This window comes from Culturomica massiliensis (assembly GCF_900091655.1).
Classification (GTDB): Bacteria; Bacteroidota; Bacteroidia; order Bacteroidales; family Marinifilaceae; genus Culturomica; species Culturomica massiliensis.
In genome coordinates, this window is record NZ_LT594621.1 from 1749454 (window position 1) to 1774311 (window position 24858).

36 protein-coding genes are annotated in these 24858 nt (G+C 50.5%); 17 read left to right on the forward strand and 19 right to left on the reverse strand.

Annotation, left to right across the window (positions count from 1 at the left end):
• The first annotated feature begins 11 nt into the window (after window positions 1-11).
• From BN8908_RS08710 to BN8908_RS19040, 4 genes are all read left to right on the forward strand, one after another.
• A complete protein-coding gene (locus BN8908_RS08710; RefSeq protein ID WP_068690137.1) occupies window positions 12-1085 on the forward strand; it encodes a DUF1573 domain-containing protein in 1074 nt (357 codons plus the stop codon).
• A gap of 112 nt (window positions 1086-1197) precedes the next feature.
• The gene (rpsO, locus tag BN8908_RS08715) at window positions 1198-1467 is read left to right on the forward strand and encodes a 30S ribosomal protein S15 (protein WP_021988286.1); all 270 of its coding nucleotides are present in this window, start codon (window positions 1198-1200) and stop codon (window positions 1465-1467) included.
• A gap of 154 nt (window positions 1468-1621) precedes the next feature.
• On the forward strand, window positions 1622-3769 hold the full coding sequence (gene pnp / locus BN8908_RS08720; protein ID WP_021988285.1) for a polyribonucleotide nucleotidyltransferase: 2148 nt from the start codon (window positions 1622-1624) through the stop codon (window positions 3767-3769).
• Window positions 3770-4006: 237 nt separating this feature from the next.
• Window positions 4007-4135 carry a hypothetical protein gene (locus tag BN8908_RS19040; RefSeq protein WP_262361108.1) on the forward strand — a complete coding sequence of 43 codons (129 nt, stop codon included), beginning with the start codon at window positions 4007-4009 and terminating at the stop codon, window positions 4133-4135.
• Window positions 4136-4208: 73 nt separating this feature from the next.
• Here the strand turns inward: BN8908_RS19040 and BN8908_RS18795 are convergent, their stop codons facing one another.
• Window positions 4209-4364: a hypothetical protein gene (locus tag BN8908_RS18795; protein WP_004314171.1), complete on the reverse strand. Its 156-nt coding sequence runs from the start codon at window positions 4362-4364 to the stop codon at window positions 4209-4211.
• 453 nt (window positions 4365-4817) lie between these two features.
• Here BN8908_RS18795 and BN8908_RS08725 point away from each other — a divergent pair, with 453 nt between their 5' ends.
• The 10 genes from BN8908_RS08725 to BN8908_RS08765 all read left to right on the forward strand — a co-directional run bounded on the left by BN8908_RS08725 (window position 4818) and on the right by BN8908_RS08765 (window position 8792).
• A complete protein-coding gene (locus tag BN8908_RS08725; protein ID WP_004310306.1) occupies window positions 4818-5153 on the forward strand; it encodes a hypothetical protein in 336 nt (111 codons plus the stop codon).
• Between the two features lie 7 nt (window positions 5154-5160).
• Entirely contained in the window at window positions 5161-5376 is a 216-nt protein-coding gene (locus tag BN8908_RS08730) for a hypothetical protein (RefSeq protein ID WP_005643957.1), read from the forward strand.
• 11 nt (window positions 5377-5387) lie between these two features.
• Complete coding sequence (locus tag BN8908_RS08735; protein ID WP_005643956.1) at window positions 5388-5609, forward strand: hypothetical protein; 222 nt, start codon at window positions 5388-5390, stop codon at window positions 5607-5609.
• 23 nt (window positions 5610-5632) lie between these two features.
• On the forward strand, window positions 5633-6052 hold the full coding sequence (locus BN8908_RS08740; RefSeq protein WP_004310304.1) for a PcfK-like family protein: 420 nt from the start codon (window positions 5633-5635) through the stop codon (window positions 6050-6052).
• Window positions 6049-7314, forward strand: a complete 1266-nt coding sequence (locus BN8908_RS08745; protein WP_004310303.1) for a PcfJ domain-containing protein — start codon at window positions 6049-6051, stop codon at window positions 7312-7314. The genes BN8908_RS08740 and BN8908_RS08745 overlap by 4 nt, the downstream gene beginning before the upstream one ends.
• A gap of 24 nt (window positions 7315-7338) precedes the next feature.
• Window positions 7339-7596 (forward strand): hypothetical protein, encoded by a 258-nt coding sequence (locus BN8908_RS08750; RefSeq protein ID WP_005827305.1) that lies wholly within the window; start codon window positions 7339-7341, stop codon window positions 7594-7596.
• Between the two features lie 20 nt (window positions 7597-7616).
• Entirely contained in the window at window positions 7617-7847 is a 231-nt protein-coding gene (locus tag BN8908_RS18170; RefSeq protein WP_005643946.1) for a DUF3873 domain-containing protein, read from the forward strand.
• A complete protein-coding gene (locus BN8908_RS08755; RefSeq protein ID WP_005643944.1) occupies window positions 7787-8092 on the forward strand; it encodes a DUF6956 domain-containing protein in 306 nt (101 codons plus the stop codon). The genes BN8908_RS18170 and BN8908_RS08755 overlap by 61 nt, the downstream gene beginning before the upstream one ends.
• A 53-nt stretch (window positions 8093-8145) precedes the next feature.
• Window positions 8146-8454 carry a hypothetical protein gene (locus BN8908_RS08760; protein ID WP_004310301.1) on the forward strand — a complete coding sequence of 103 codons (309 nt, stop codon included), beginning with the start codon at window positions 8146-8148 and terminating at the stop codon, window positions 8452-8454.
• Window positions 8455-8570: 116 nt separating this feature from the next.
• Window positions 8571-8792, forward strand: coding sequence for a DUF7688 family protein (locus BN8908_RS08765; RefSeq protein ID WP_004310300.1), 222 nt, complete (start codon window positions 8571-8573; stop codon window positions 8790-8792).
• A gap of 62 nt (window positions 8793-8854) precedes the next feature.
• On the opposite strand, the gene BN8908_RS08770 is transcribed toward BN8908_RS08765, so the two are convergent.
• The 18 genes from BN8908_RS08770 to BN8908_RS08855 form a co-directional block, all read right to left on the reverse strand.
• Complete coding sequence (locus BN8908_RS08770) at window positions 8855-9382, reverse strand: glycoside hydrolase family protein (protein WP_005827312.1); 528 nt, start codon at window positions 9380-9382, stop codon at window positions 8855-8857.
• Window positions 9379-9885 (reverse strand): DUF3872 domain-containing protein, encoded by a 507-nt coding sequence (locus tag BN8908_RS08775; RefSeq protein ID WP_005643936.1) that lies wholly within the window; start codon window positions 9883-9885, stop codon window positions 9379-9381. Before BN8908_RS08775 ends, BN8908_RS08770 begins: the two co-directional genes overlap by 4 nt.
• An 18-nt stretch (window positions 9886-9903) precedes the next feature.
• A complete protein-coding gene (locus tag BN8908_RS08780; RefSeq protein WP_068690141.1) occupies window positions 9904-10782 on the reverse strand; it encodes a toprim domain-containing protein in 879 nt (292 codons plus the stop codon).
• An 8-nt stretch (window positions 10783-10790) separates the two neighbouring features.
• Window positions 10791-11366, reverse strand: a complete 576-nt coding sequence (locus tag BN8908_RS08785; RefSeq protein WP_005643932.1) for a conjugal transfer protein TraO — start codon at window positions 11364-11366, stop codon at window positions 10791-10793.
• 2 nt (window positions 11367-11368) lie between these two features.
• Window positions 11369-12355, reverse strand: coding sequence for a conjugative transposon protein TraN (traN, locus tag BN8908_RS08790; protein WP_005643929.1), 987 nt, complete (start codon window positions 12353-12355; stop codon window positions 11369-11371).
• A gap of 69 nt (window positions 12356-12424) precedes the next feature.
• The gene (traM, locus tag BN8908_RS08795; protein WP_005643927.1) at window positions 12425-13774 is read right to left on the reverse strand and encodes a conjugative transposon protein TraM; all 1350 of its coding nucleotides are present in this window, start codon (window positions 13772-13774) and stop codon (window positions 12425-12427) included.
• Window positions 13755-14063, reverse strand: a complete 309-nt coding sequence (locus tag BN8908_RS08800; RefSeq protein WP_005643926.1) for a TraL conjugative transposon family protein — start codon at window positions 14061-14063, stop codon at window positions 13755-13757. The genes traM and BN8908_RS08800 overlap by 20 nt, the downstream gene beginning before the upstream one ends.
• Before the next feature lie 5 nt (window positions 14064-14068).
• A complete protein-coding gene (gene traK / locus BN8908_RS08805; RefSeq protein WP_004308925.1) occupies window positions 14069-14692 on the reverse strand; it encodes a conjugative transposon protein TraK in 624 nt (207 codons plus the stop codon).
• A 31-nt stretch (window positions 14693-14723) separates the two neighbouring features.
• On the reverse strand, window positions 14724-15728 hold the full coding sequence (gene traJ / locus BN8908_RS08810; protein ID WP_005643924.1) for a conjugative transposon protein TraJ: 1005 nt from the start codon (window positions 15726-15728) through the stop codon (window positions 14724-14726).
• 3 nt (window positions 15729-15731) lie between these two features.
• Window positions 15732-16361, reverse strand: a complete 630-nt coding sequence (locus tag BN8908_RS08815) for a DUF4141 domain-containing protein (protein WP_005643923.1) — start codon at window positions 16359-16361, stop codon at window positions 15732-15734.
• A 30-nt stretch (window positions 16362-16391) separates the two neighbouring features.
• Complete coding sequence (locus BN8908_RS08820) at window positions 16392-16775, reverse strand: DUF3876 domain-containing protein (RefSeq protein ID WP_004308928.1); 384 nt, start codon at window positions 16773-16775, stop codon at window positions 16392-16394.
• Between the two features lie 37 nt (window positions 16776-16812).
• Complete coding sequence (locus BN8908_RS08825) at window positions 16813-19317, reverse strand: TraG family conjugative transposon ATPase (RefSeq protein ID WP_005643922.1); 2505 nt, start codon at window positions 19315-19317, stop codon at window positions 16813-16815.
• On the reverse strand, window positions 19314-19646 hold the full coding sequence (locus tag BN8908_RS08830) for a DUF4133 domain-containing protein (protein ID WP_004311206.1): 333 nt from the start codon (window positions 19644-19646) through the stop codon (window positions 19314-19316). Before BN8908_RS08830 ends, BN8908_RS08825 begins: the two co-directional genes overlap by 4 nt.
• Window positions 19647-19656: 10 nt before the next feature.
• A complete protein-coding gene (locus BN8908_RS08835; protein ID WP_004311205.1) occupies window positions 19657-19968 on the reverse strand; it encodes a DUF4134 domain-containing protein in 312 nt (103 codons plus the stop codon).
• Window positions 19969-20169: 201 nt separating this feature from the next.
• Window positions 20170-20910: a hypothetical protein gene (locus tag BN8908_RS08840; protein WP_005643920.1), complete on the reverse strand. Its 741-nt coding sequence runs from the start codon at window positions 20908-20910 to the stop codon at window positions 20170-20172.
• Window positions 20907-21296 (reverse strand): DUF3408 domain-containing protein, encoded by a 390-nt coding sequence (locus BN8908_RS08845; protein WP_287647342.1) that lies wholly within the window; start codon window positions 21294-21296, stop codon window positions 20907-20909. The genes BN8908_RS08840 and BN8908_RS08845 overlap by 4 nt, the downstream gene beginning before the upstream one ends.
• On the reverse strand, window positions 21293-21742 hold the full coding sequence (locus tag BN8908_RS08850; protein WP_004311202.1) for a DUF3408 domain-containing protein: 450 nt from the start codon (window positions 21740-21742) through the stop codon (window positions 21293-21295). Before BN8908_RS08850 ends, BN8908_RS08845 begins: the two co-directional genes overlap by 4 nt.
• 5 nt (window positions 21743-21747) lie before the next feature.
• Window positions 21748-22503 (reverse strand): ParA family protein, encoded by a 756-nt coding sequence (locus BN8908_RS08855; RefSeq protein WP_005643916.1) that lies wholly within the window; start codon window positions 22501-22503, stop codon window positions 21748-21750.
• 170 nt (window positions 22504-22673) lie between these two features.
• On the opposite strand from BN8908_RS08855, the gene BN8908_RS19090 reads away from it, so the two are divergent.
• The 3 genes from BN8908_RS19090 (at window position 22674) to mobB (ending at window position 24843) form a co-directional block, all read left to right on the forward strand.
• Complete coding sequence (locus tag BN8908_RS19090; protein ID WP_438356996.1) at window positions 22674-22865, forward strand: hypothetical protein; 192 nt, start codon at window positions 22674-22676, stop codon at window positions 22863-22865.
• Between the two features lie 320 nt (window positions 22866-23185).
• Window positions 23186-23614 (forward strand): conjugal transfer protein MobA, encoded by a 429-nt coding sequence (gene mobA, locus BN8908_RS08865; protein ID WP_005776212.1) that lies wholly within the window; start codon window positions 23186-23188, stop codon window positions 23612-23614.
• Complete coding sequence (mobB, locus tag BN8908_RS08870) at window positions 23593-24843, forward strand: conjugal transfer protein MobB (protein ID WP_008645860.1); 1251 nt, start codon at window positions 23593-23595, stop codon at window positions 24841-24843. The genes mobA and mobB overlap by 22 nt, the downstream gene beginning before the upstream one ends.
• The last annotated feature ends 15 nt before the right edge of the window (window positions 24844-24858 follow it).

A 24858-nucleotide genomic window follows, 5' to 3' on the forward strand; every position in this document is an offset into this window, starting at 1 on the left:
AAGTCATTCACATGAAACTCATTGTTGGGATATTACTACTCTTCAGTCCATTCTTATCACAGGCTCAGGGAGTTTTTGATTTCAAAACCAAAGAAATCGAATTGAAAAACCTGAAAGCAGACGAAACACCGACGACTGTAACATTCGGATTTAAAAATACCGGAACACAACCGATCATCATCAGCCGGGTAGCTCCGGTTACGACACTCGTAAAAGCCACCTGGAACGAACAGCCGGTAGCTCCGGGCAAAACCGGTACGATCAAAATCTCTTTTCCCACGACACAGATATCCACGAATTTCAATTATACGCTTACGGTCTATTCCAACACATCATCGACGCGGGAACAATTGAGAATACGCGGAAACATCGTAGACAACCCCAGGTATCCGGATTTACTTTATAAATTAAACATGGATAGCTTGAAATTCAAATCCAACAATCTGTCTTTCCGAGAAATACATTTCGGAGAAATAAAAAAAGACACCGTTTATTTCTTCAACAGCCGGCAAAAAGAGGTAAGTGTAAGTATCCGGTACAAACCTTCCTACATTACAGCCGTAGTCGAACCGCAAATTGTGAAACCCGGTAAAAAGGGCATGATTATCGTTTCTCTGGATGCTGACAAAAGGAATGATTACGGATATGTTTACGACAATGTCATTTTGTCGATCGATAACGACAATTCATACAAAAACCGTTTGAGCATCAGCGCTCATATCACAGAAGATTTCAGCAAATTGACCGAAGAAGAACTGGCCAATGCTCCCGTTGCCGTTTTCGAAAAAAATACCATCGAATTCGGAGAAATCAAACCGGGAGAAAAAGCAAATTGTGATTTTGTGATGAAAAACAACGGCAAATCCGACCTGATCATCCGGAAAACAAAAGCCAGTTGCGGATGCACAGCCGTAACGATGGGAGAAACGATACTTAGTCCGGGACAATCTACGACAATCCGGGCGACCTTCGACTCTACCGGAAAAAGCGGCCGGCAATATAAATCGATAACGGTCATTACCAACGACCCTCAACATCCGGAAACGCAATTGACCATATCCGGGAATATTGCCAATAAGAAATAAGTTATTTTGCTCCGAAAGAGTAAAATAATTTTCCCTTCCGTTGGTTTGTTCCGGAATAAATTGTAATTTTGCGCCGTTTAACGATATTAATTCAATTAAAAGTTTAGAAATTATGTATTTAACTCCTGAAAAAAAACAAGAGCTTTTTTCAAATTACGGGAAGTCTAATAAAGATACAGGTTCTGCAGAATCTCAGATCGCTTTATTTTCCTACCGTATCAGTCACTTGACCGATCATTTGAAAAGTAATCACAAGGATTTTGCTACACAGCGTGCCTTGATTAAATTAGTAGGAAAGCGTAGAGCATTGCTTGACTATCTGAGAGAAAAAGATATTGAAAGATATCGTGCTGTCATTAAAGCTTTGAATATTCGTAAATAATCATACGCTTCAGACAAACCCGGGTTTATTCCCGGGCTTGTTTTTAATTATTTTTACCTCCCTCCACTCCTCCTTATATAATTTCAAACTCCGGTTTGGGGTTATCATCTATTGAAGAATTCCGTTAAAATGAATTTATTTTAACAGTAAAATTATGAACATTATTGAAAAAAGTATTACTCTGCATGACGGAAGAGTAATTACACTGGAAACCGGCAAGCTGGCAAAACAAGCTGATGGTGCTGTCATGTTAAAGATGGGCAACACAATGCTTTTAGCCACCGTAGTATCTGCCCAGGAAGCAGGACCGGATGTCGATTTCATGCCGTTATCCGTAGATTACAAAGAAAAATTTTCTGCCATCGGTCGTTTCCCCGGAGGTTTTACCAGAAGAGAGGGAAAAGCATCTGACTACGAAGTTCTCGTATCCCGTTTGATTGACAGGGCGCTCCGTCCGTTATTCCCGGATGATTATCACGCAGAAACTTTTGTACAGGTTACCTTATATTCTGCCGATGAAGAATCGATGCCGGATTCATTGGCCGGCTTGGCAGCTTCCGCTGCTATTGCAGTCAGCGATATTCCATTTCACGGACCGATTTCAGAAGTACGGGTTGCCCGTATCAACGGCGAATTGGTAATCAATCCGACTTGCTCACAACTGGCAAATGCAGACCTCGACATCATGGTCGGTGCAACCTATGAAAACATCATGATGGTTGAAGGAGAAATGAGCGAAGTATCCGAGCAGGAAATGTTGGATGCGATCAAATTTGCTCACACAGCCATCAAAGACCAGTGTCTGGTTCAGAAAGAATTGGCTGAAGCTGTCGGAAAAGCAAAGCGGACCTATTGTCATGAAGTAAATGACGAAGAATTGCGCAAAGACGTTTGGGCCAAATGCTATCAAAAAGCATACGATGTAGCCCGCCAATGCAATGCCGACAAACACCTGAGAAGCGAGTTGCTGCATCAGGTAGGCGAAGACTATATGGCAAGCCTTCCGGAAGAAGAAAGAGAAGCAAAGAAAATGATGGTAAGCCGTTATTATCATGATGTTGAAAAAGAGGCTATGCGCCGCATGATTCTGGACGAAGGTGTACGTTTAGACGGACGTACCACCGAACAAATCCGTCCGATCTGGTGCGAAGTAGGCTCTCTGCCCGGACCTCACGGTTCCTCGATTTTCACCCGTGGAGAAACTCAATCTTTATCGACGGTGACTTTGGGAACCAAATTGGACGAAAAGATTATCGACGAAGCAACGGAACAAGGCAAAGAACGTTTCTTGTTGCATTATAACTTCCCCCCGTTCTCTACCGGAGAGGCAAGACCGAGCCGGGGCGTAGGGCGTCGTGAAATCGGTCACGGTAATCTGGCTCACCGTGCTTTAAAACGCATGATACCGACAGATTTCCCATACACCATCCGTGTTGTTTCCGATATTTTGGAATCCAACGGCTCCTCATCGATGGCAACCGTATGTGCCGGAACTTTGGCCTTAATGGATGCCGGTGTACCGATGAAAAAACCGGTTACCGGTATTGCTATGGGATTGATTACCGACAAAGGCTGTGAAAAATATGCCGTACTGTCGGATATCCTCGGCGACGAAGACCACCTGGGCGATATGGACTTTAAAGTAACCGGAACCGTAGACGGTATCACAGCTACCCAAATGGATATCAAAGTGGACGGTCTGCCTTATGAAATTCTGGAAAAAGCATTGGATCAGGCAAAACGCGGACGTATGCATATCATGAATATCATCACAGAAACATTACCTGCACCGCGTCCGGATCTCAAACCACATGCACCGCGTATCCAGACCATTATCATCGATAAAGATCAGATCGGTGCCGTAATAGGACCCGGCGGAAAGATCATCCAGGATATCCAGGAAAAATCAGGTGCTACCATTAATATCGAAGAAGTCGACAACAAAGGTATCGTAGATATAGCTGCATCGAATGCCGATTCTATCAATATGGCACTGGCACGTATCCGCGCTATTGTCGTCAGACCGGAAGAAGGAGAAGTATATGAAGGGGTTGTAAAATCAATCATGCCCTTCGGCGCCTTCGTTGAAATCCTGCCGGGTAAAGACGGTTTACTCCATGTATCGGAAATCGACTACAAACGTATCGAAAAAGTCGAAGACGTATTGAAAGAAGGAGATCGTATACAGGTCAAACTGCTCGAAATAGATAAAAAAACCGGAAAACTTCGTTTGTCACGCAAGGCCCTGTTGCCGAAGCCCGAACGTAAAAGTCCGGAAAACCCAAACAAAAAAGAGGCTTAAGCCTCTTTTTTTATACCCCTTCCCTCAAGAAAACAAAGCCAAATCCCAATACAAATATAAAATTAGTTTATCTTTGCATAAGCGAAGTTACGAAAAGAGTGTAATTTATTGGAAATGAGCATTGGGTAATCGCTCATAATAGTAATAGGTTACGAATTAGTTAGTTATCTACTGCATTATTCTTCTGTGCGTTGCGTAACCTTCAAAGAACTCTTCGTATGCAAAAGTAACAATAAAATGGGAGATTTAGAAATGAATCTCCTGATTTTTTCTTCTCACACAAGTTTTTCCGTAAAAGCGATTTTATCCGTCAGCACACCATCGCCCAAAAAGATTTTGAACGAACGTGTGCCGACTGCCGCATAAGCGGAGAAAAGGGCTTTGCCTCACGCCTAAACAATAGTTTAGACTGATGAGACAAGGCCCCTTTCTTTTGTGCTTATGCCAAAGAGGTGCTTTTACGGGGTTTTGACGATTTTTCTTTTTTCGTTGTCCTTTTGAGCCGGAAGCGGAAAGCCGTGTATGACCGCACATTCCATAAATGGAACAAGCCGTCACTCACGGCAGACAAACCGGGAAGAATGATTTTATCCATCCGACCAAACACGTTTGGCCAAACAGATAAAAACATACTTCCTTGCCGATGGTTTGCCCGGTTTCACGCTACCGGCTATGTTCTTTTCTGTTGGGGATGTCTTTTTCACGGATTTCTCTTTTGAAGTTTTCCTGTCTAATCTGCCTCTACTTCCGTTTACCTCCATTTTCGCGCCTTTCAGTGAGCCGCATCAGGCAGTCATTTTCGTGCTGGGTGCAAAGGTAACTCCGGGATTGTACGGGAAAGCAAGGTCAAGCCTCCTGTTTTTCGGAAAAACCTTGCATTCCCTAATCCCTACCTTTTTAAGCACCCGAAACGAAAACGACCGATGCGACAGAAAGACGCATTAAAAAAAATGTCGGATAAACGAGAGGCAGATAAGATAGTTTGAAACTCAACTCCCTCAGCTCTTGAATCCGCATTAAAAAACAAAAAATCAAAAACAAAACGGATATGAGAACGGCAATAGCAACAAAATTCGTGGCATGGGAAGTACCAAGTTTGGAGAACCTGCAAGGCAGCAAGGTGTACGGACTTCGCACCAAACTGAACAATGGTGAGAAATTGAGCCGAGAGGAAAAGGATTGGCTTACACGCAACGTGAACAGCAACACCTATTTCAAGAGCGCAGTACCCTTGCAAGGTTGGATGTTTGACTTTTCCGACATTCTCCGAACCTACATTGTAAAGCAGTATGGACATTGGGCGGAATACAAGGCTACCGACAAGACCGCACTCCGCAGTTTCCTATACGGCAGGATAGACAGCATCGTGGAACTTAACAAATGATACGGCTATGACAGCAACGGTAAATTTCAGACAAATGGCGCAATACATAGGGCTTGCGATATGCACCCTAATCATGCGCACCGCCTTTTGGGTGTCCGGCATCCTTTGGTACATCGTCAGAGAGATAATAAACGGAGTGTTCCGAGTGGCAATAGGGGTAATCGTGGCTATTCTTTCCGTTATCCTGTTCTTCGGCTTCATTCTTTGGTTATTCACCCTTTAATCCCTACCGACATGGCAAAGAGAAGAAGCAAGACAGTGGAGCAACAATGCAGATACTACGAGGTGGGCAACATCTTCGAGTACATGGTGGAAACATACCTCAACGGTAATATGTCCGTGTTCCGTGGACTCTACCACGAACTGAACAAGAACGCACGGAAGGACTTTATAGACTTCCTATTGAGCGAGGTTGAGCCGATTTATTGGAGGGAGATTTTGAAACATACTATTTGACAACTCATAAAAACGACAGCGATATGAAAGGAACAGACCATTTCAAGAGAACGATACAGATGTATTTGGAACAACGTGCGGAGGAAGACACGCTCTTTGCGAAGAACTACCGCAATCCAGCCAAGAACATTGACGATTGCGTAACCTACATTCTGAACTATGTGCAGAAAAGCGGTTGTAACGGCTTCACGGACGGAGAGATATACGGACAAGCAGTACACTACTATGACGAGAACGAGATTGAGGTGGGCAAGCCTATCCAATGCCAAGTGGCGGTGAACCACATTGTGGAACTCACGGCAGAGGAAAAAGCAGAAGCACGTCAGCAGGCAGTCCGCAGATACCAAGACGAGGAACTCCGCAAGTTGCAGAACCGCACCAAGCCGACAAAGGCGAAAACAGAAACCCAAGTTCAACCCTCATTATTTGATTTTGGCTTATGAAACCGAGAAACAAATTTGAAAAAGCAGTTCTTGCCCAAAGCAAGAAACTACGCCCGATAACCCCGATACAGATAAATTGGGCATTCCGTAATTGCGTGGAGCATTATGCACACCGCTTGCCGAAAGGTCGTACCACTTGTATGGATTGCGGTCATAGTTGGGTAATGACGGAGCAGACCGAGCATTGTACGTGTCCCGAATGTGGAGCAAGTTTGAAAGTCTGCCTCACCTATCAGCGCAAGGTAAGACAAAAGCAGTATTTCACAACCCTTACCACAAGCGGAGAATACCAAGTGCTACGAATGTTCTTGCTTGTCGTGGGTATGGAGAAAGGGGTTAATGCCAAGTCCTATGCCCTTGAAATCGGGCAGTATTGGTGGAATGAACAAGGGCGTAAGGCTGTTGTTGCCATTCCACGCACATTGGGATGCTACATCGACACGTTCTCATTCGCTTCTCCTTTTGCTATCCGCAATGACAATGAAGCGTACCGCCATATCTCATATTCCCCGATATATCCAAGATATAAGGTGTTGCCGACGCTCCGCAGAAACGGCTTTAACGGCAATTTCCACGACATTGTACCCACCAAACTAATACCGGCATTATTGTCGGACAGCCGTGCGGAAACGCTGTTGAAGGCAGGGCAATATCCCATGTTGCGCTACTATCTGTACCACTCTTTCAATATTGGAGAGTATTGGGCTTCAATCAAGATATGTATCCGCAACGGCTATACTATTGAGGACGGCTCAATGTGGCGTGACACCATAGACCTCCTGCGTCATTTCGGCAAGGACACAAACAGCCCGAAATACGTTTGCCCTGCCGACCTCAAAGTTGAACACGACAAGTTGGTGGCAAAGCGCAACCTGCAAAGGAAACATGAGCGGACTGAACAGCAACGCAGGAAAGCGATTGAGGACGAGAAACAATATCTGAAAGCTAAGGGCATATTCTTCGGACTTGCCTTTACCGACAGCCTTATTTGCGTCAAAGTCATAGAGAGCGTGGAAGAAATGGCAGAGGAAGGAAGGACGATGCATCATTGTGTGGGCGGTTACCACAAACGAAAAGACTCCCTTATCCTATCCGCCACCATTGACGGAAAACGAATTGAAACGATAGAGGTGTCACTAAAAACTTTTGAGGTGGTGCAGTGTCGTGGCGTATGCAACGAGAACTCCGAATACCACGACCGCATCATCGCCCTTGTGAACAAGAACGCCAACCTTATCCGCCAGCGGATGAAAGCGGCATAATATCGACATCTAACAACTAACATTATGGAAGTAAGATTTGAAAGCATGGTTTTCCTATGGGATGATAAAATCCCCACGATGTTCCTTGAATTTATGAACCTCCTCACTCTTTGTCAGAGTGAGGAGCAATTAAGGGCGAGCGTCAAGGACTTTGCCGAGAAACACGAACTTGACAAGTTCTTCCTTTACGGCTTCGGCTCTCATCATTTCTACCTGCACCAACGCTACACGAGCGACCCCGAAATGGTGATGCAACACAGAGTGCTGTCTGTACATTTCTAATCATCTAAATAACAACGACTATGGCAACAAAAATGACAATTAACGGAGTAAGCACCTGCCAATCGGCAGGAACGGAGAACTACGAGAAATTCCAAACGGGTATCGGCAGACGCAAACGCACCCTTGTGCAATACGACTACCGCCACACGGACGGGGAACTTTTCTCTTGTGTCAAACCCACATTAGACGAATGTCGAGCCGCACGGGACAAGTGGCTAACGGCAAAGGAAAGGAAGGAGGAGAAGCGATGAACGAAGCAGGCTACCAAACGCTGATAGTCAAATTCAGCGAACCCATTACGGCATTGGACGGCATCTTTGACGATGCCGAAGCGTGGGGAGTTGATACCCTAAAGGGGTGGATAGACAGCTATGAAAGCAGCCGTTTCACTGCCATTGACAGCCATACGGCAGTCATCACGAGCGAGTATAACATGGAATGTCTGAAAGAGTGGCTGGAAAAATGCACACCCATAACCGAGAAAACAGAATTTTGAACATTGGGGCGGTGTCCGCACCGCCCGAACCATAAACCTAAAAGACAACGGATATGATAGCAAAGACAATTTTAGAGCAGATTGGCGGCAGACGCTTTGCCGCCATGACGGGAAGCAAAGACTTCACAGACATGGGCAACGGCTTGCGCATGAGCCTTGCGAGGAACAAGACCAGTGCCAACCGCCTTGACATCATCTATGACGGAGGGGCAGACCTATACAATATGCGTTTCTACCGCAAGACGTTCAGCAAAAAGACATTCGAGAGCAGGACGAAGGACATTGAAACGCACGAGGGGATATATTGCGATATGCTGGAGGAAATGTTCACGATGGTAACGGGACTTTACACCCGCTTTTGAGGGGTGGGCGGCAAAAGCCGCCTACTTTCTTTCATGAGCATGATGGCGGATAAGAAAGTAGGCAAAGAAACCTTTGTACCAATCTACGATAGTATTCACAAAAACAAGTTTTAATCATGGAAACAATCAGACAGAACGGAAAAACCATCTTGTACAGCAACGACGGCATAAGCATAAAGATGGTTTTCAAGAACCTTACGGGCAGGAATTTTCAAGGTCAGGAATATACAGACTATATCCGGCATATCGCAATCGGCAGCATGGGATTTTCACCCGGTATCATAGAGCATTGCAGGGACGGTGAGGTTGCAGGCAAAGGGACAATCCCGAATGTATGAAAACTGAAACTCCGATGAAGTTGGCGGCTTCATCGGAGTTTCTTTCGTCAGACACTTATTCTTTATGGTACATACAGCAGCGCAAACTCAGCCTTCCTTCGTTTGAGCAGCATGGCGTGGCGTTTCCCCTTATAGTTACAGAAAGCGATATACTCCCGGTAGATGTTCCTGTCACCCGCCTCCAGCTTTCGGATTAGCGTGCTTTTGGGTATCTTCCCACTCCCCAAAAGACGGTACGGACCGACATTGTAGGCGAGCGTGGCAAGCAGAAGCGAATCCTTCCCGAACTGCTGGAACATCGCGCAGAACTTCCGCAGGTCTTTTCGCAGAAGCGCGTCCGCCTGCCGCTTCGTCATGGTGCGTGCCGAATACCTTTCCCCCGGCTGCAACCGATGTCCATATCCTACATACGGGTGATGTTTTTCCGAATGCCAGCCCTCAAAATACTTCGTGCATCGCACCGCCCTCTCAAATGGTGGCAGCCGGTAGATAGCCGCCTGCCCGTCCGTTCCCTCATGGCGTCTGTTCCGTGCGGACACGGAACAGACCGCCAGAAGCGAACAGAGGATAGCCATGAATACACGCATCATCGTGTAAGGGGCTTGAAGTTCCCGATGGGGACAACAGTGATAACCCCGTCATCCTTCACGTTTCGGTTGTTGAAGTCAAATTCCAACTCATAGGAGTTGCCGAAATTGTCCTCCACTACCACGATGAAGTTGTGCGCCTCGTCACCTTGCGCCGTGTAGTACAGCCGAAACTTCTCGTTTTCGAGCAGGTAGCGGTCATTGGGCAGGAACGTGATGCCGTTGTCCATTTTCAGCGTACCATCCCCCTCAAACTGGAAATACCGGATGGTATAGAGGGTGTTGGCGAAGTCGCCCGTCTTTTTCAGTTCACAGCGGATTTCCACTGTCTGCCCCTTGCTTACCTTGTTCGGCACGGGCATGGTTTCCACCGTGAAGGGATAGGATTGCTGGATGTCCATATCGTCGTCACACGATACGGCGGTGAGCGACACGGCGGCGAAAAGGCAGAGTGCCAACGCCTTGAAGATTGATGTTCTCTTGTTCTTGTTGTTCAGTATGTTCATTGTCTTTTGATTTTTAAGTTATTGTTCTTTTTTCGTTGTCAGTTGCAGATACTCGTTCAAGTCCTTGCAACCATCATAGAGGGCGGAACGGTCGCAGACACGTTCCTCGTAGTGTCCTTTCAGCATTTCCAACGTGCGCCGTCCGGCTTCGTCACGGTCGAGGTAACAGTCTATGCGCCCGTAACCGTCCAGATACCTCATAGCCTTTTCCACGTTGGAAATGGAGTTCAGCACAAGGCAATCACCCGTTTCCAATCCGAGCGTGGCAGCGGAAAGAAAGTCCATGAATCCTTCAAATACGCTACATACGTCAGCCGGAGAGCCTTCCGCCTTGACCAGCGACACATCCTTCGGAGGCACACATCCTTTGAAGAAGCGGCTGCGGATTTCATAGCCACCCGCCACATTCGGAAAACCGACGGCGAAATACCGCTTGCCACGCGCAGCGTAATTCAGTCGGCAGCAATACCGGGATGCAATGCCGTAAGGAATACCCCGTTCCGCCAGATAGTCCGTCAGTGGAGAACGAAACAGCGGGGTGGCTTCCACTCCTTCAAAGGCAGGTTCTGACGGTTTAGGCAGGAAAGTCGGTTTACTCATTTCGGAAACAGGCATAGGCATATTGGCGGTTTCCGCTATGAACTTCACTTGTTCCATGAAGTCGTTGCTTCCGATAAACTCCCCGGCAAGCGTGAAGATGTCGCCGCCCTTGCCCGTACCGAAGTCGTACCAGAGCTGTTTCGCCACGTTCACACGGAAAGAGGGCGTGCGCTCATTGCGGTATGGCGCACGATACCACAATTCGTTGCCGCTTCTTCGTACAGGCTCATGTCCCAGCCGTGCGAGGAAGTCCGCAAGGGGTATATGCCTCATGGCATCGATTTCCGTCCGTTCCATGCGGTGCGTCAGTTTATGATGAACTTCACGCCCACGCCCCACTGCGTATGAAACTTCCTCGTGTCGCCACCCCACAGGCAACACTCCCGGAGGTTGGCGAGCAGAGCGATACGGTCTGCCACGTAAAACTCCACATCGAGCGTCAATGCACCGCCGTAGATAAAGGAGTCCCGGTCATGGAGCGTGGAGCCGTCATGCAACACCTTTTCGCCCCAGTTCACCGATTCATATCCGGCAAGAGCCGAAGCCCCTGCATAGACGAACACGATTTTACGGGCATCGGAGAGTATCTTGAAGTAGTATCCCCCCTCCGCCGTGAACTGCGCCACGGGTATCTTCCCGTCCTTGTAAGGGTTGTTCTTCAACAGGTACTCGCCGCCGAACACCCATTTATTCCCCTTTTTCGTGTAGGTGGAAAGAGCCGCCCCGAAGCTGTGCCCGCCGTCGTTGCCGCCGGGATTGAAACCGTCCGCCATGTTCGCCCTGACCTCGATGCCCTGCATCTTCGGCAGGCATCGCTGGGCGTGCGCCTGCCCCGTGAACAGGGCAAGCGACGCGATGACTATTGCGATGTACTTTCTCATGGTCAGCGCACTTGAAGTTCGTTGATGGTATTGGCACGTACCAAATCCTCGTTCTCAATCACGAAAGACTGGTGGCGACCTCCGTTCTTCTCGTTGAGTCCCACCACGAGGCATTTGTCGTCGGGAATGGTGAACTTCGCCATCGTGAATACCGTGCGCTCGCTCTTCTTTCCCGGCACGAGTGTGGCGTAATTCTGCGCACGGAGCGGCAGGATGATCTGCTCCTGCACGGCGGTACGCTTCGCCACCTTCTTGTCAACGATTTTCCATGTGATGTAGTCCACATCGAAAGGCACGTTGCTCTGGTTCTTTATCTCCGTGTGGAAATAGAGTAACCCGTTATGCGTATAGATACCTTTCAGCAGGTACTGGATGCCGAATCGCTTGCAGCCGATATGCTTCACCTCGCGCTTGTTCTGCCCCAGGATGGACTTCATGATAAGGCGCACCAGCATCGGGCTTTCGCTGCCCAGCTCCCTCAGGTAGATTTCCTGCGCGTTGTTCGGGCGGTTCACCTTCTCGCCATCATGGATGAAGTCACACATCTCCACGTTGAGCAGCAGCGGTTCATCGGCATATTTCACGTTGAAGGTATAGAAACTCCCGTCCTCCGTTATCACGGACATATTGGTTTCGTTCGGGAAGTTCCTCACGGTCGCTTTCACGCGGATGACGTTCTCCGCTCCGTCGGCTTTACCCGCAATCAGGTCGGGCGAGCCTAAATCGACGTAGCGCACCTCCGAGGGGAAAATGACGTGGACGGTCTTGTCGTAGGTCACTTCCAAGCCGTGCGGGGGAACCATGCGGTCGAAGGTCAGCTTCTTTGTCAGCCCGTGATACAGATCGCCGTCCGCCTCCTTCTGCGGATAGACCTCCTTTGTCAAGGTCGGTTGTTCACTTCCGTTGTCCGTTACAACGGTTACGTTCTCCTGCGCGTTGGCAGTTACGATGCCCATAGCGAGGGCAAGTATGATGATTACTTTTTTCATTCTACTTTGGATTTTAGTGGTAAATAAAAATTTGGTTGTTGTTTTTTTAGTCGTTGATTGTTATTGTTTTCAATCTCTGTCCTGATATAGCATGACCTTGTATCCGGATTTCAGATGCACCTTGACGGTACGCATCTTCTTGGCGATATACTGGCTCGTGCCTTGTATCAGCCCCTTGCCCAAGTCGGAGGCGAGCTGCGCCCCTGCGTTGGTGGAGATATTAATGCTGCTGCCCAGCGAGCCGCCCATGTTGGCGGCAACCTCCCTGACGGCGTTCATCTCCATCGAGTTTGGAATGAAGATGCCGGGCTGTCCGTCCGTGTCATACACCGCCAGTTCTACCGGTATAATCGTACCTGCGTACTCCAGCGAAGTAATTTCAATATCGAGTCGTTCGCCCTGAATCTTTGCCGTGCCTACCACCACTGCATTGCGGGGTATGATTTTGTCCGCCACTGCCATCGGCTCCAGCAGCCGTAATCTTACCGCCTGCCCGTCAGTCACACTCTGCGCCCCATAGACACACGCCGATATGGTGTTCCTGTCCGATACAGTCGTGACACCCACCGCCGTATTGAAACTGCGGTTGCGCTCCTGCGAGAAGGAGGCGACAAACTCAGCGTTGCTCATCGGCTGTGAGAGCGAAGATACCACCTGATGCGTTACCTGCCTGACAGGTGCAGCCGTGTTCTTTCCGGCTTTCTGCACGGGGTAAGGCTCTGCCGCCTGTCCGACAGGTGGCTGTGTGCCGTTCTGCCCGCCCATGTACTTCGCCGCCAGTTCATAGGACTTCTCCATGAGTGCCACTTGGTCATCCATAGCGGATGCCTTGCCTTTCTCGGTTTCCAGTTCCGATTCCAGCGAGGCGATACGCTCTAACAGTTCGTCCATATCCGCATTGTCGTTCTTTGGCTGCTCGTAGAAGTTGCCGAGCGTGGCATTGAGGTCGCGGTAGGCGGCTGCGGATGATTGGATGGTCTTCGGGGCGGACTTCACATTCTCTTCCATGCCTCCGGGATTGGCAAGGTCGAAGTCCCTGCCGCTATCCGTTTCCGCCACTTCGCGGTCGAACATATAGCCCAGCTCCTGCATGGTGCGGCTGCGGTTCTCCTGCCGTTCCTCCATCGCCCCCTGTTCGTAGGCTTTCACCTTGTCGCCGATGATCTGACGGTTCGCCTTGTCAGCGTCGGGCATTTCGATATTGTAACCACCCGTTCCCGGTTGCTGCTCCTTGTCGGAAGACGGGGCGAATATCAGCCACATAGCACCGATGAATACCAGCACCATAGCGGGCAGCACTATCATTTTCTGACGTTTCAGCCTTTGGGCTTCGGTCAGCGGCTTGCGCTCCTTCTTCGGTTTCCCGTTGTCGGGAGCCGCCTTGTTCTCGTTTTTAGGTTCATTCTTCGTCTGTTCCATATAAATAAGGTATTACATTATGATTGTTTTCCGGCTTTACGGACAGTTCCACCTGTCCGGCATGGTCTGTTACTATCCGGCTGCCGTCATTCCTGCCGATGTCATAGACAGCTTTGCCGAAGGTGTAAAGGGCAAGCACCGTGAAGGCGGCGAGCATCGCCAGCACGATGCGCTTGCGTGTTTTCGGGGGCAAACCGTCCAGATAGCCTTTGAGCCTTGCCACCAGCATTTTCTTTTTGTCGTGGAGCTTCCAGTACGCACGCCAAAATGATTTTCTGATTTTCTTCATGTCCGTTACCTTTTGATGGTTTGTAAATCCTTGTTCTCGATGATGGTGAAGCCCTCGATGGTGAAACCGTTGGGATTGTCGTCCGAACGGGACGAGTTCAAAAGGCGGCACGTGGTCACGAGGCTGCGCTCGGTGACGTTGCTCTGCCGGATGATCTTCTGCGTGGCGTAGGTCACGGCACGGTAGGGATAGCCGTTGAAGTCGCACACCACGCTGTCCACCTTCAGCACTTGGTTGATGTTCCCGGCGATGATGCGGTTGTAGTACCCTTTCTCGGCGAAGTCCGAATAGTAGTTGTACACGCTTTTGTCCGCTAATAGCAGGGCGCGTTTCACATTATGCTCTATCGCGCTCTTTTCGGGTGAGAGCGTGAAGAACAGCTCGTGGAAACGGCGCACGTGTTCCCTCGCTTCTGCCGGACGGTTCTGCGACAAGTCTTGCGAGAGAGCCAGCATCAGCGACTTGCCGTTGTCCAGCACGTAAATCTTTTCCCGTTGCCGCTCCGCGAAGCGGTAGGAACTCCACACGCTCCATACCGTTATTACGGCACACAACGAGAGGAAGACGATACCGAACAGGCGTATCTGCCTGAACGATGATTCGATGTTTTTAAGTGACTTAAATTCCATTGTTGTTTATTCGTTTTTAATTGTCAGTTGATTATTTCAGTAGTTTCCCGGCACGTCCGACCACGTTTCCTGCGGCTGCGCCCGCCACGCTGCCCGCCATACTTCCGGCTCGTCCTGCCGTCTGGTTCACGTTGCGACCGTAGCTTCCCATGCCTCCGGCTTGGATAATCCAGCCTGCTACCGTGGGGATGGTGAAGTAACCAATGATGCCGATTATCATGAAGACGATGTACACCCCGTCGCTCGAATCCAGCGAGAAGTTCGGGTCAGCCTGCATCCGTTCGATGTCGCTTTGCAGCATCAGCACTTGTATCTTCGCCAGTATGGTGCTGAACATATCCGACACGGGCAGCCACAGATAGACCTGTATGTAGCGGCATATCCACTGTGTAAGCGTGCTTTGGAAGCCGTCCCACACCGATATGGCGAAGGCTATCGGACCGAGTATCGCCAGCACCACGAGGAAGAACGTGCGGATGGTGTCTATCACGAGGGCGGCGGCTTGGAACATCAGTTCCAGTATCTCGCGGAAGAAGTCGCGGATGCCCTTCTTCATGTTGTACATCCCGCGCTCGATGTACATCCCCGCCATCGTCACCATGTCGCCGGGCGACCAGCCCAGTTCTTCCAGTTGTTTGTCAAACTCCTCATTTGACACGAGGTAGGCGGTTTCGGGATTGCGCATCATCGCTTCGTACTCCAGTTTGTCCTTCTGCTCACGGTATCGGTTCATGTCCAGCGTTTCCGCCTCCAGCATCTTTGCCGTACCCTGCACGACGGGCGACATGATGCTGTTTATCGTACCCAGTACCACCGTCGGAAAGAACATGATGCACAGACCGATAGCGAACGGGCGGAGCATAGGGAACACGTCTATCGGTTCGGCTCTCGCCAGCGACTGCCATACCCGGTAGGCCACATAAAAGAGTGCGCCCAGCCCGGCGATGCCTTTCGCCACGCCCGCCATGTCCCCGCATAGCGGCATCATCTGTTCGTAGAGCGAGCGCAGAATTTGGTGAAGGTTGTCGAAATTCATAGGCTACCAATATCTTTCGTTCATGTTCCCGTACAGCCCTATGATGCGGTCAAGGTCGTTTTTCTTCTTCGCACGCAGGTAACTCACGCTAATGTTCTTGTTGGTGTAGTAGCTCACGAGGTTGCGGTAACGCTTCATTTTGGAGTAGCAGCGTTCCACCACGTCCATGCGCTCCTTGTCCGTCATGGAGAGCGTGGTGATATTCACCACATTCTTCAGTTCCGTCAGCACATCGTTGGATTCCTCCAATAACTTGGTGTAGCCAAAGGCGATGGCTCCCAGTTCCTCCACCGTGAAGTTGTCGTCACGCATCATCTTCTGGAAACTGGTCACATAGGTGTCGGTGATGTCACCCACCATCAGGATGGTCTGCTGCACCTTCCGGGCGTCCTTTACCAGATTGTTCACGGATTTGAGTGCGTCGTAATACTTCTTGCCCTGTTCGTAAATCTTCACGGTCTCTTGAAAATTTTTTATCATATTTTGGGCGGTCGTGGAAGTGTGTACCACGTTCTTCGAGGTGTTCACGATGCTCTGCGCGATGTTGGACGGGTCTATCACCGCCCACTGTGCGCTTGCCCTGCCGACTGCAAACAGGCACAGGCAGATAATAAGTGTTATTCTTGTTCTCATGTTACTTTGGATTTTAGTGGATTTCATTATTTATTGCTCGCCTATCGGATGGTCCGGTTTCGGGTTCACACGCACGTAGTCCCCGTTCGGCGAGAAGGTCAGGATGTCCGTCGCCTCGTTGTAGGACACGTCGATGCGGAATCCGGTGTTCATGAACAGATTGCCGTTCTCCTCCTGCAAGAGATAGGTTTCCGGCTTCAGCTTGCGGCGGATGCCGCTCCGCTTGAATACCGTCACCTTATAGGCTTCGCCCTCCTTGTAGATAAGCACGTCGGGCTTGCCCTCCACACTCTCCCAGTTTCCGCAAAGCAGGTCGCGTCGGTTGTCCGTTATGTCGCAGGATTGCAGCACCATGACCGCCAGCCCGATTAAACACTTGCTGACTTGCAGCATTTTCGTTCTTGATATACTCATACGCATTTTCTTTTTTAGTTGATGAATCTGTTTCTATTTATTCCTTTTTTCTCCGCCTTTCGGCAAGCTGCCGGATGACGGCTTCAATGTCGCCGCCCAACTGTTCCGCCAGACGGTAAACCTCTACTTTTTCCGTTTCTTCGGTGGTGTACGCCAGATACTCTTCAGCACTAACTTCGGTGGCATAGACTGCCGACTGCGTGCCGCCCAGTCCTATCCACACTTCCTTGTAGAGCCTTGACGGGTTGTTCGCCATGTTGATGGAGAGTATCTGCGACTTCTCTTTCTCCGTCAGACCCAACAGGGACTGTATGGCATCAAACTTGTTCATGTACTTCCGCTGGTCAAGGAGTATCTTGCAGTCGGAGTTGTTGATGATGCTCTCCTTGACGACGGGCGAGGAAATGATGTCGTCCACCTCCTGCGTCACCACGATTGCCTCCCCGTAATACTTGCGCACGGTCTTGTACATATAGCGCAGGTACTCAGCCATGTTCGCCGAAGATAGAGCCTTCCAAGCCTCTTCCACTATCAACTGTTTCCTTACGCCTTTCAATCGGCGCATCTTGTTGATGAAGGCTTCCATGATGATGATGGTCACCACAGGGAAAAGCTCGCGATTCTCCTTTATACTGTCAATCTCGAAGACGATGAACCGCTTGCCGAGCAGGTCTATGTTCTCCGTGGAGTTGAGCAGGAAGTCGTAGCGTCCGCCCCGGTAATACTGCCGCATGGTAGTGAGCATATTGTCGATGTTGAAGTCGGACTTCTCCACCTTTATCTCACGTTCTGCCAGTTCGCGGCGGTAGTCGTCGCGCATATACTCATAGAAGGTGTTGAACGAGGGGACGATGCTCCTGTCAGCCCTGATACGCTCGATATAGGCGTTCACCGCACTGCCCAGTTCACCGCTTTCCGTCTTCGTCACCTTGTCGTCCTCCGACTTCCAGAGCGTCAGCAGCAATGTCTTGATGCTGTCCTTCTTCTCCACGTCAAACACGTAATCATCGGTGTAGAACGGGTTGAACGAAATCGGTTTCTCCTCCGTGTAGGTGAAGTACACGCCGTCCGCCCCGTTTGTCTTGCGCCGGATCATTTCGCACAAGCCCTGATAGGAGTTTCCCGTGTCCACCAGTACCACGTGCGTACCCTGCTCGTAGTATTGCCTCACGAGGTGGTTCATAAAGAAGGATTTGCCGCTGCCCGAAGGACCCAACACGAACTTGTTGCGGTTGGTCGTGATACCCCGCTTCATCGGCAGGTCGCTGATGTCGAGGTGCAACGGTTTTCCCGTAAGCCTGTCCACCATCTTGATGCCGAAGGGCGAGAGCGAGCTGCGGTAGTTGGTTTCCTCCGTGAAGAGGCACACCGCCTGCTCGATGAAGGTGTGGAAACTCTCTTCTGCCGGGAAGTCCGCCGCATTGCCGGGCATCGCCGCCCAGTAGAGTGTCGGGCAGTCGATGGTGTTGTGGCGCGGCACGCACTCCATGCTTGCCAGCTGGCTGCCCACATCGTTCTTGATATGCTTCAGTTCCTCCGCGTCATCGCTCCACGCCATGACGTTGAAGTGCGCCCGTACCGAGGTCAGCCCGTAGGAATGGGCTTCGTTCAGGTACTGGTCTATCCACTCGCGGTTGATGCTGTTGCTCCGGCTGTATCGGGATAGCGACTGCATATTCCTTGCGGACTTCTCGAACTTCTGCAAATTTTCCTCGCTGTTGTCGATAATCACATACTGGTTATAGATGTGGTTGCAGGAAAGCAGCAGCCCCACGGGGGAGGCGAAGGAGAGGCGACAGTCCGAGCGGTCGGTGGAGAGTTTCTCGTAGCGGATGTCGGTAGCCACCTTTCCGGGCATATCCTCCGCGTCGGAGAGGGTGTGCAGGCACAGGCGGTTGTCACCGATACGCATTTCTTTTGCCGAGAGGTCGATGTCCTGCAAGGTCGTGTCGCCTTCGGGCATGAGCGAGAAGTAACGCTCTATCAGCCCGGCGGACTTCTCCGTCCCGACAATCTCGTCGGTGGAGAGGCGGCGCAGCCTCACAAAGCCGCTGTCGTTCATGATGCGCTCGAACTGTTCGGCGGCCTCCATGAACTTCCCGGCGGTTTCCTTGTCCAGCTCCTTCGGGATGATATGTCCCCGGCACAGCGTACTGAAGTTGCTCTGCATACGGTTACGTTCTTTCGTCGTCTTGGTCAAGTAGAGATAGCAGGAGTGTTTCAGGTACGGACGCTCGTTGAAGTGGCGTTCAAAGGAACGGCTCAAGAAACTCATGTCGTCCTTCTGTAACTCCGGCATATATTTCTCCTTGATGAACCAATCCTGCTTATGCACGACGCAGAAGTACGGCAGCACCTTGATAGCCTTGCACCAGCAGCCGTGTATCGCCTCGTACTCTGCGCCCGTCACGGTGTAAAGCTCCGGCAGTTCCACCTCAAAAGCCACCGTGATGTCGGCGTCTTTGGAGATGATGCAGCCATGCTCCACCGCCAGCAGGGGGAACTTGTTTTCCAGTGTTATCATTTTGGATGTATTTCTCATGTCGTTTCTTCCTTTCGTTGCCGTTTGAGTAATCGGGTGATCCGCCGTCGGTTGATAAGGTATCGGGGATGGCTCCTTGCCGCTCCCAATTTCATCAGCCCGTGTTCGCCGTACCGGGCGTTCAGCGCGAAGGTCTGCCATACGAGGACGGAAGACGATGCCGCGCCGAAGCCGATACATATCCACTGGTCGATGCCGACCATATAGAGGATGACGAACAGGACGAAGAGAGCCAGCAGACCTCCACAGAAGATGAAGAGGTACTGAGCCTTCAAACCCTTGAACTCGACCGGACGGCCGATACCCTTGTTTATCGGGTATTCAGCCATACATTGTTTATTAAAGGAAGAATGAGCGCAGGATAGTGGCGGCGACAATCAAGAAGATACAAGCCCCGAACCACGAGGCGGCGGTCTTCGAGGTGTCCGGGTCTCCGGACGAGAATTTTCCGTACACTTTCACGCCACCGATAAGCCCGACTACCGCGCCGATGGCGTAGATTAATTTCGTGCCGGGGTCGAAATACGAACTCACCATAGAGGTGGCTTCGTTGATGCCAGCCAGACCGTTTCCCTGTGCGAAAGCGGAGGCGGTTGCGGCAATCATAAGTGCCGCAGCGATGATTAACTTTTGTCTGATGTTCTTGTTCATAAACTGTTCTTTTTTGTGCCGTCCAAAGGGTGGATAGTCCTTTTTCGGGCGGTTGATACTTGATTACTTTACTTTGGTTTTAGTGGTTGCCCGTTTGTTTCTACGGACTTGGGGCTGTCCGTTGCGGGTTGGCTGTACCTTGTACCGCCGTGCGCGTGGGTGTCGTCATTTTACGTTTTCATTTCCATTCTTTTTTAGTTGTTATACATAGTTTCGGAAGTCGAACTCCTCGATGTTGTCGGGAATCACGAACACCTTTTCCTTTTGTTGTGTCACGGTCATGTTCACCGTGTCCACGAAAACTGCCATCGCCTTTGCAATCCTCTCGCTCATTGCTTCATCGGTCAGGCGTTCCGTTATTCTTGTGAAAAGCTCTGTCCCGTCCAGTTCCGTCATGACCTTTCCGGCGTGTCGCATTTCCTCATCGGATGGTGATTCCTTCCGTATGGTGTGTACTGCCATGTCAATATCCTCGAAGCTACTTCCCGAAGCCTGCTTTTTGTCTGGTTCTTCATCCTCCGGTTCATCTTCTCCGTACTCCAGTTCCGAGGGCGGGATGCTCGTGAAGGTTTCATCGAGTTTGTCCTCCGGTACTTGTGTCGGGCGTGAGACGGTTTCCGTGTTTCCGTCGTCAAAAGTAGCCTCTTCCTCCGACAGCTCAATGCCTTTTTCCGAAGTGGCGGCTTCTTGCGTCGGTATGGCAGCGGTTGTCCGGGTCGATGCCATCTTGAAACGGCTCTTGCCAATGATGTCCGAGGTGTCTGCGTGAGGTATTTCCTTATCCTTTCCTTGCTCTGCCACCGTACTGTCCAATGACCGCCACAGCCCGGCAATATGTCTGAAGAAACGGATGAGCTTCGTGTCCATGATGCGGTCATAGAACAGCAGAAACAGAAACCACACGTTGCAAGCAACCGATACGATTAAAAACGCCTTTGTCATAATCTTACTTTTTGGGCGTTTTCAATCTGTTCCATGTACTGCTGCCCGTATTGTCGGAAATGGTCGCGGAGGATGTTATCCACAAACTTGCCGATGCTCAAACCGTTTCCCATCCGACTGGTAACGATAGCGACTTTCTCATGAATTTCTCGGCTGATGTATATACATTGCCGCGTTTTGATTTCCGATGCTTGCAGGAAAGTCGAGAGCGGTTTGTCTCTGCCTTTATCCTTGCGGAAGTCAACGTCGGTATTTTCCTGTCCGTAGTCGGTTACACACTTTGCTGCACGGACAGCGGTTCTTTCACTCTTTCCTGTTTGCAGATACTCAGCCTGACGGTTCTTATTTGTTCTTTTCATACTTCTTTGTTGTTTTTGAGTGTTTATAAATTATAGGATTCCATGTGCCGTTTGAACGATTCGGCTATCTCGTCTTGGAACAGCGTGAAATGGTGTGTCAGCACGTTGTCAAGAAATGCCGCGATAGTCACTTCGTTGCCTCCGATTACATGAAGCATCTTCTGTATGCGGTCGTGGTACTCCTTGCGGATATAGACCTGCTTGCCGAGCCTTGCCGTGATATTGGAACCGCATATGAATACTGTGTCATAATCCAATTTTTCCGGCTTGCTGTTCCTGCGCCTGCGTTCCGGCTCCTCTTTGGAGTGCGAGGCGGGTGGAGAAACGGCTTCTTGTATCGCTTCTTTCGGAGGTGGGACAGGAGCGTTCCCGTCCGTGCTTCTCGCTTCCGGCGGAATGCTTGTATCGTCCAGTCGAAATGAGTTGATTACGGCTTCGCTGTCGATGTCCTCGATTCTTGTTTTCTTTGCCATGCCGTTCAGTTTTTGATGATGCCGAGAATCTCATCGACGAGTTTGTCGAGGTTGCTGCCGCGTACCAGTATTTTGTCCGCCGGAAACGCCGTGGAGCGGAATACCGCCTTGCGTTCTGCCGCCGTCTCCTTGCGGAAGCGCTTACTGTCCGGTAGATGTGTTTCCAGAATGGGCAGGGCGAACTCGGCACAGACCTTGTCGTATGCCTTGTAAAGTTCAGTCTTTTCGCGTCCGTCCACCATGTTCCACACGAGGTAAATCCCTTTGATGCCGGACTTGCCCGTGCTTATCATCTGTTCGTTGATGACAGTGGCGAACTTGATGGAACTCTCCATCACCACACGGTCGGCGATGATGGGCGTGAAGATATAGTCCATTTGGGAAATGGTCTGCACCACATCGGCATTGTTGATTGTTCCCGGCAGGTCGAAGAACACGAAATCGAGGTCGGGCTGCGCTGCCACCAGATTTTCGGCGGTCTTTACCGCATCTTCCGCACGGCTGCATCTGATGGTGTACGGGTTCTTCTTCAGTCGTTTGAGCTGCTCATACGCCAGCACCTTGTAATGCCCGTCCTCCATGACGGCTTTCATGTCACGCTTGCGCATGTCATGGATACTGTACTGCGGGAAATCGCAGTCCACCACGGCTACGTTGTAGCCTTTCACATAGTGCAGATAGCTTGCTACAAGCACTGTCAGGGTTGTCTTACCCGCTCCACCTTTCTGCGTGGAGATTGCCACATAAGTTGCTTCTTTCATTTTTTTGATAATTTATTTGGTTATACATCTGTCCGGTGGCGGTAGCGTATTGTCATTAGTACGTACGCACGCACTCCCATTCATTTATTTATTCACTCCTTAATCCGGCTGTGCCTGCGGGTATTCATCGGTTTGTCCAACCGTCCATGCTTTTATCCGTCCGCACGGACGTGTGCTTGGAAAACTATCTGTATACATACACCTGTTTTCAACCGTTTGGATTGATGCCCGGATTGCTGTCCGAACATCTGGCGGAAGGAGTGTATTTTCAGTCCCACATCCGAATCACACTGCAAATAAACAAGGATATTTTGGAACTTGTATCACTTCTCCGGCAAGTGGCAGCACGTTGCGCCGGTTGACACTGATTGTCTGGGTCAAGCCTCTGTCCGACATCGCTTTAAGGGCGTAACTTTGCACCTGAACGGCAGGGTACGCCGCAGGTGGCGCAGCCCGGAGTTTGAAAGAAATCATCCCCAATCCGTCCCCAACGGATTTTTATGTTCACCTGAACATAGCAAGGTATGTTTTCAGCCGCTCAAAATATTTTGAGCATCCCGGAAAACGCCTTGCCCTTGCAGGGGGCGGGCTTACCCTCCGAAGTCGGGAAGCCTCTCAAACCTACGGTGTCTGTGCCATGAAGCGGCGGCTTATGCCGTCAAACCGCTAAATCCAAAGTAATATGAGTGAAAAAAAAAGAAACAAAGGCGGGAGAAATCCCAAACTCGATCCGGCGGTGTTCAGATACACCGTCCGTTTCAGCGAGGAGGAACACAACCGTTTCCTCTCCATGTTCGAGAAGTCGGGCGTTTACGCCAAGTCGGTTTTCCTGAAGGCGCACTTCTTCGGGCAACCGTTCAAGGTACTGAAAGTGGATAAAACGCTGGTGGATTACTACACCAAGCTATCTGATTTTCATGCGCAGTTCCGCGCAATAGGCACGAACTACAACCAAGTCGTGAAGGAACTGAGGCTGCATTTTTCCGAGAAAAAGGCGATGGCATTGCTCTACAAACTGGAGCAACAGACCGTCGAACTCGTGAAACTGAGCCGCCAGATTGTGGAACTGTCTAAAGAGATGCAGGAAAAATGGTCGCAAAAATCAGCGTAGGAAACTCGTTGTACGGCGCACTTGCCTACAACGGGGAGAAGATCAACAAGGAGGAAGGGCGGCTGCTGACGACCAACCGCATCTACAATGACGGTACGGGAACGGTGGACATCCGCCGGGCGATGGAGGACTTCCTCGCCCTGATGCCCGTGCGGTCGAAGGTGGAGAAGCCGGTGGTGCATATCTCGCTCAACCCGCATCCCGACGATATGCTGACCGACACCGAGCTTCAGGACATCGCGCGGGAGTATCTGGAGAAGATGGGCTTCGGCAACCAGCCCTATATGGTGTACAAGCATGAGGACATAGACCGCCACCACCTGCATATCGTGACGGTGCGGGTGGACGGGGACGGCAGGAGCATAGACACCCGAAACAACTTTTACCGTAGCAAGCAGATAACCCGCGAGCTGGAACGGAAATACGGGCTGCATGACGCGGAACGGAAAAGCCGCCGTACCGATATGCCGCTGCATAAAGTGGATGTTTTGGCGGGCGATGTGAAGAAACAGGCGGGGAATGTGGTAAAGGAACTTAACCGCCGTTACCGTTTCCAGACGATGGGCGAATACCGCGCCCTCCTTTCCTTATATAATATGACGGTGGAGGAAGCGCGGGGCAACGTGCGCGGACGGGAATATAATGGGCTGGTCTATTCCGTTACGGACGACAGTGGCAACAAGGTCGGCAATCCTTTCAAGTCCTCGCTCTTCGGGAAGTCCGTCGGCTATGATGCCGTACAGAGAAAGTTCGCCCGTTCAAAAACGGAAATCAAGGACAGAAAACTCGCCGACATGACGAAGCGCACCGTCCTTTCCGTACTGCAAGGCACGTATGACAAGGAGAGGTTCATTGCCACACTCAAGGAGAAAGGTATTGACACCGTGCTGCGCTATACGGAGGAAGGACGCATCTACGGGGCCACGTTCATCGACCACCGAACAGGATGCGTGTTGAACGGCTCACGCATGGGCAGGGAACTGTCCGCCAACGCCTTGCAGGAACACTTCACGCTGCCATACGCCGGACAGCCGCCGGTTCCGCTTTTCATTACCACGGAGGGTCAGGAGGAAACGCAAGCTCCGTCCACTCCCGAATACGGAAGGGACTTGGACGGCATGGGCTTGTTCTCTCCCGAAGGCCCAGCAGTGGACGCCGAGGAGGAAGCCTTCATCCGGGCGATGCAGCGCAGGAAGAAAAAGAAGAAGCGCAAGGGCTTGGGAATGTAATCAGTCAGACAAAGT

Bases quoted from the DNA above. Each gene is read 5' to 3' on its own strand.
- BN8908_RS08710 (WP_068690137.1), top strand. From the start codon at position 12: ATGAAACTCATTGTTGGGATATTACTACTCTTCAGTCCATTCTTATCA.
- rpsO (WP_021988286.1), top strand. From the start codon at position 1,198: ATGTATTTAACTCCTGAAAAAAAACAAGAGCTTTTTTCAAATTACGGG.
- pnp (WP_021988285.1), top strand. From the start codon at position 1,622: ATGAACATTATTGAAAAAAGTATTACTCTGCATGACGGAAGAGTAATT.
- BN8908_RS19040 (WP_262361108.1), top strand. From the start codon at position 4,007: ATGGGAGATTTAGAAATGAATCTCCTGATTTTTTCTTCTCACACAAGT.
- BN8908_RS18795 (WP_004314171.1), bottom strand. From the start codon at position 4,364: ATGGATAAAATCATTCTTCCCGGTTTGTCTGCCGTGAGTGACGGCTTG.
- BN8908_RS08725 (WP_004310306.1), top strand. From the start codon at position 4,818: ATGAGAACGGCAATAGCAACAAAATTCGTGGCATGGGAAGTACCAAGT.
- BN8908_RS08730 (WP_005643957.1), top strand. From the start codon at position 5,161: ATGACAGCAACGGTAAATTTCAGACAAATGGCGCAATACATAGGGCTT.
- BN8908_RS08735 (WP_005643956.1), top strand. From the start codon at position 5,388: ATGGCAAAGAGAAGAAGCAAGACAGTGGAGCAACAATGCAGATACTAC.
- BN8908_RS08740 (WP_004310304.1), top strand. From the start codon at position 5,633: ATGAAAGGAACAGACCATTTCAAGAGAACGATACAGATGTATTTGGAA.
- BN8908_RS08745 (WP_004310303.1), top strand. From the start codon at position 6,049: ATGAAACCGAGAAACAAATTTGAAAAAGCAGTTCTTGCCCAAAGCAAG.
- BN8908_RS08750 (WP_005827305.1), top strand. From the start codon at position 7,339: ATGGAAGTAAGATTTGAAAGCATGGTTTTCCTATGGGATGATAAAATC.
- BN8908_RS18170 (WP_005643946.1), top strand. From the start codon at position 7,617: ATGGCAACAAAAATGACAATTAACGGAGTAAGCACCTGCCAATCGGCA.
- BN8908_RS08755 (WP_005643944.1), top strand. From the start codon at position 7,787: ATGTCGAGCCGCACGGGACAAGTGGCTAACGGCAAAGGAAAGGAAGGA.
- BN8908_RS08760 (WP_004310301.1), top strand. From the start codon at position 8,146: ATGATAGCAAAGACAATTTTAGAGCAGATTGGCGGCAGACGCTTTGCC.
- BN8908_RS08765 (WP_004310300.1), top strand. From the start codon at position 8,571: ATGGAAACAATCAGACAGAACGGAAAAACCATCTTGTACAGCAACGAC.
- BN8908_RS08770 (WP_005827312.1), bottom strand. From the start codon at position 9,382: ATGATGCGTGTATTCATGGCTATCCTCTGTTCGCTTCTGGCGGTCTGT.
- BN8908_RS08775 (WP_005643936.1), bottom strand. From the start codon at position 9,885: ATGAACATACTGAACAACAAGAACAAGAGAACATCAATCTTCAAGGCG.
- BN8908_RS08780 (WP_068690141.1), bottom strand. From the start codon at position 10,782: ATGGAACGGACGGAAATCGATGCCATGAGGCATATACCCCTTGCGGAC.
- BN8908_RS08785 (WP_005643932.1), bottom strand. From the start codon at position 11,366: ATGAGAAAGTACATCGCAATAGTCATCGCGTCGCTTGCCCTGTTCACG.
- traN (WP_005643929.1), bottom strand. From the start codon at position 12,355: ATGAAAAAAGTAATCATCATACTTGCCCTCGCTATGGGCATCGTAACT.
- traM (WP_005643927.1), bottom strand. From the start codon at position 13,774: ATGGAACAGACGAAGAATGAACCTAAAAACGAGAACAAGGCGGCTCCC.
- BN8908_RS08800 (WP_005643926.1), bottom strand. From the start codon at position 14,063: ATGAAGAAAATCAGAAAATCATTTTGGCGTGCGTACTGGAAGCTCCAC.
- traK (WP_004308925.1), bottom strand. From the start codon at position 14,692: ATGGAATTTAAGTCACTTAAAAACATCGAATCATCGTTCAGGCAGATA.
- traJ (WP_005643924.1), bottom strand. From the start codon at position 15,728: ATGAATTTCGACAACCTTCACCAAATTCTGCGCTCGCTCTACGAACAG.
- BN8908_RS08815 (WP_005643923.1), bottom strand. From the start codon at position 16,361: ATGAGAACAAGAATAACACTTATTATCTGCCTGTGCCTGTTTGCAGTC.
- BN8908_RS08820 (WP_004308928.1), bottom strand. From the start codon at position 16,775: ATGAGTATATCAAGAACGAAAATGCTGCAAGTCAGCAAGTGTTTAATC.
- BN8908_RS08825 (WP_005643922.1), bottom strand. From the start codon at position 19,317: ATGAGAAATACATCCAAAATGATAACACTGGAAAACAAGTTCCCCCTG.
- BN8908_RS08830 (WP_004311206.1), bottom strand. From the start codon at position 19,646: ATGGCTGAATACCCGATAAACAAGGGTATCGGCCGTCCGGTCGAGTTC.
- BN8908_RS08835 (WP_004311205.1), bottom strand. From the start codon at position 19,968: ATGAACAAGAACATCAGACAAAAGTTAATCATCGCTGCGGCACTTATG.
- BN8908_RS08840 (WP_005643920.1), bottom strand. From the start codon at position 20,910: ATGACAAAGGCGTTTTTAATCGTATCGGTTGCTTGCAACGTGTGGTTT.
- BN8908_RS08850 (WP_004311202.1), bottom strand. From the start codon at position 21,742: ATGGCAAAGAAAACAAGAATCGAGGACATCGACAGCGAAGCCGTAATC.
- BN8908_RS08855 (WP_005643916.1), bottom strand. From the start codon at position 22,503: ATGAAAGAAGCAACTTATGTGGCAATCTCCACGCAGAAAGGTGGAGCG.
- mobA (WP_005776212.1), top strand. From the start codon at position 23,186: ATGAGTGAAAAAAAAAGAAACAAAGGCGGGAGAAATCCCAAACTCGAT.
- mobB (WP_008645860.1), top strand. From the start codon at position 23,593: ATGGTCGCAAAAATCAGCGTAGGAAACTCGTTGTACGGCGCACTTGCC.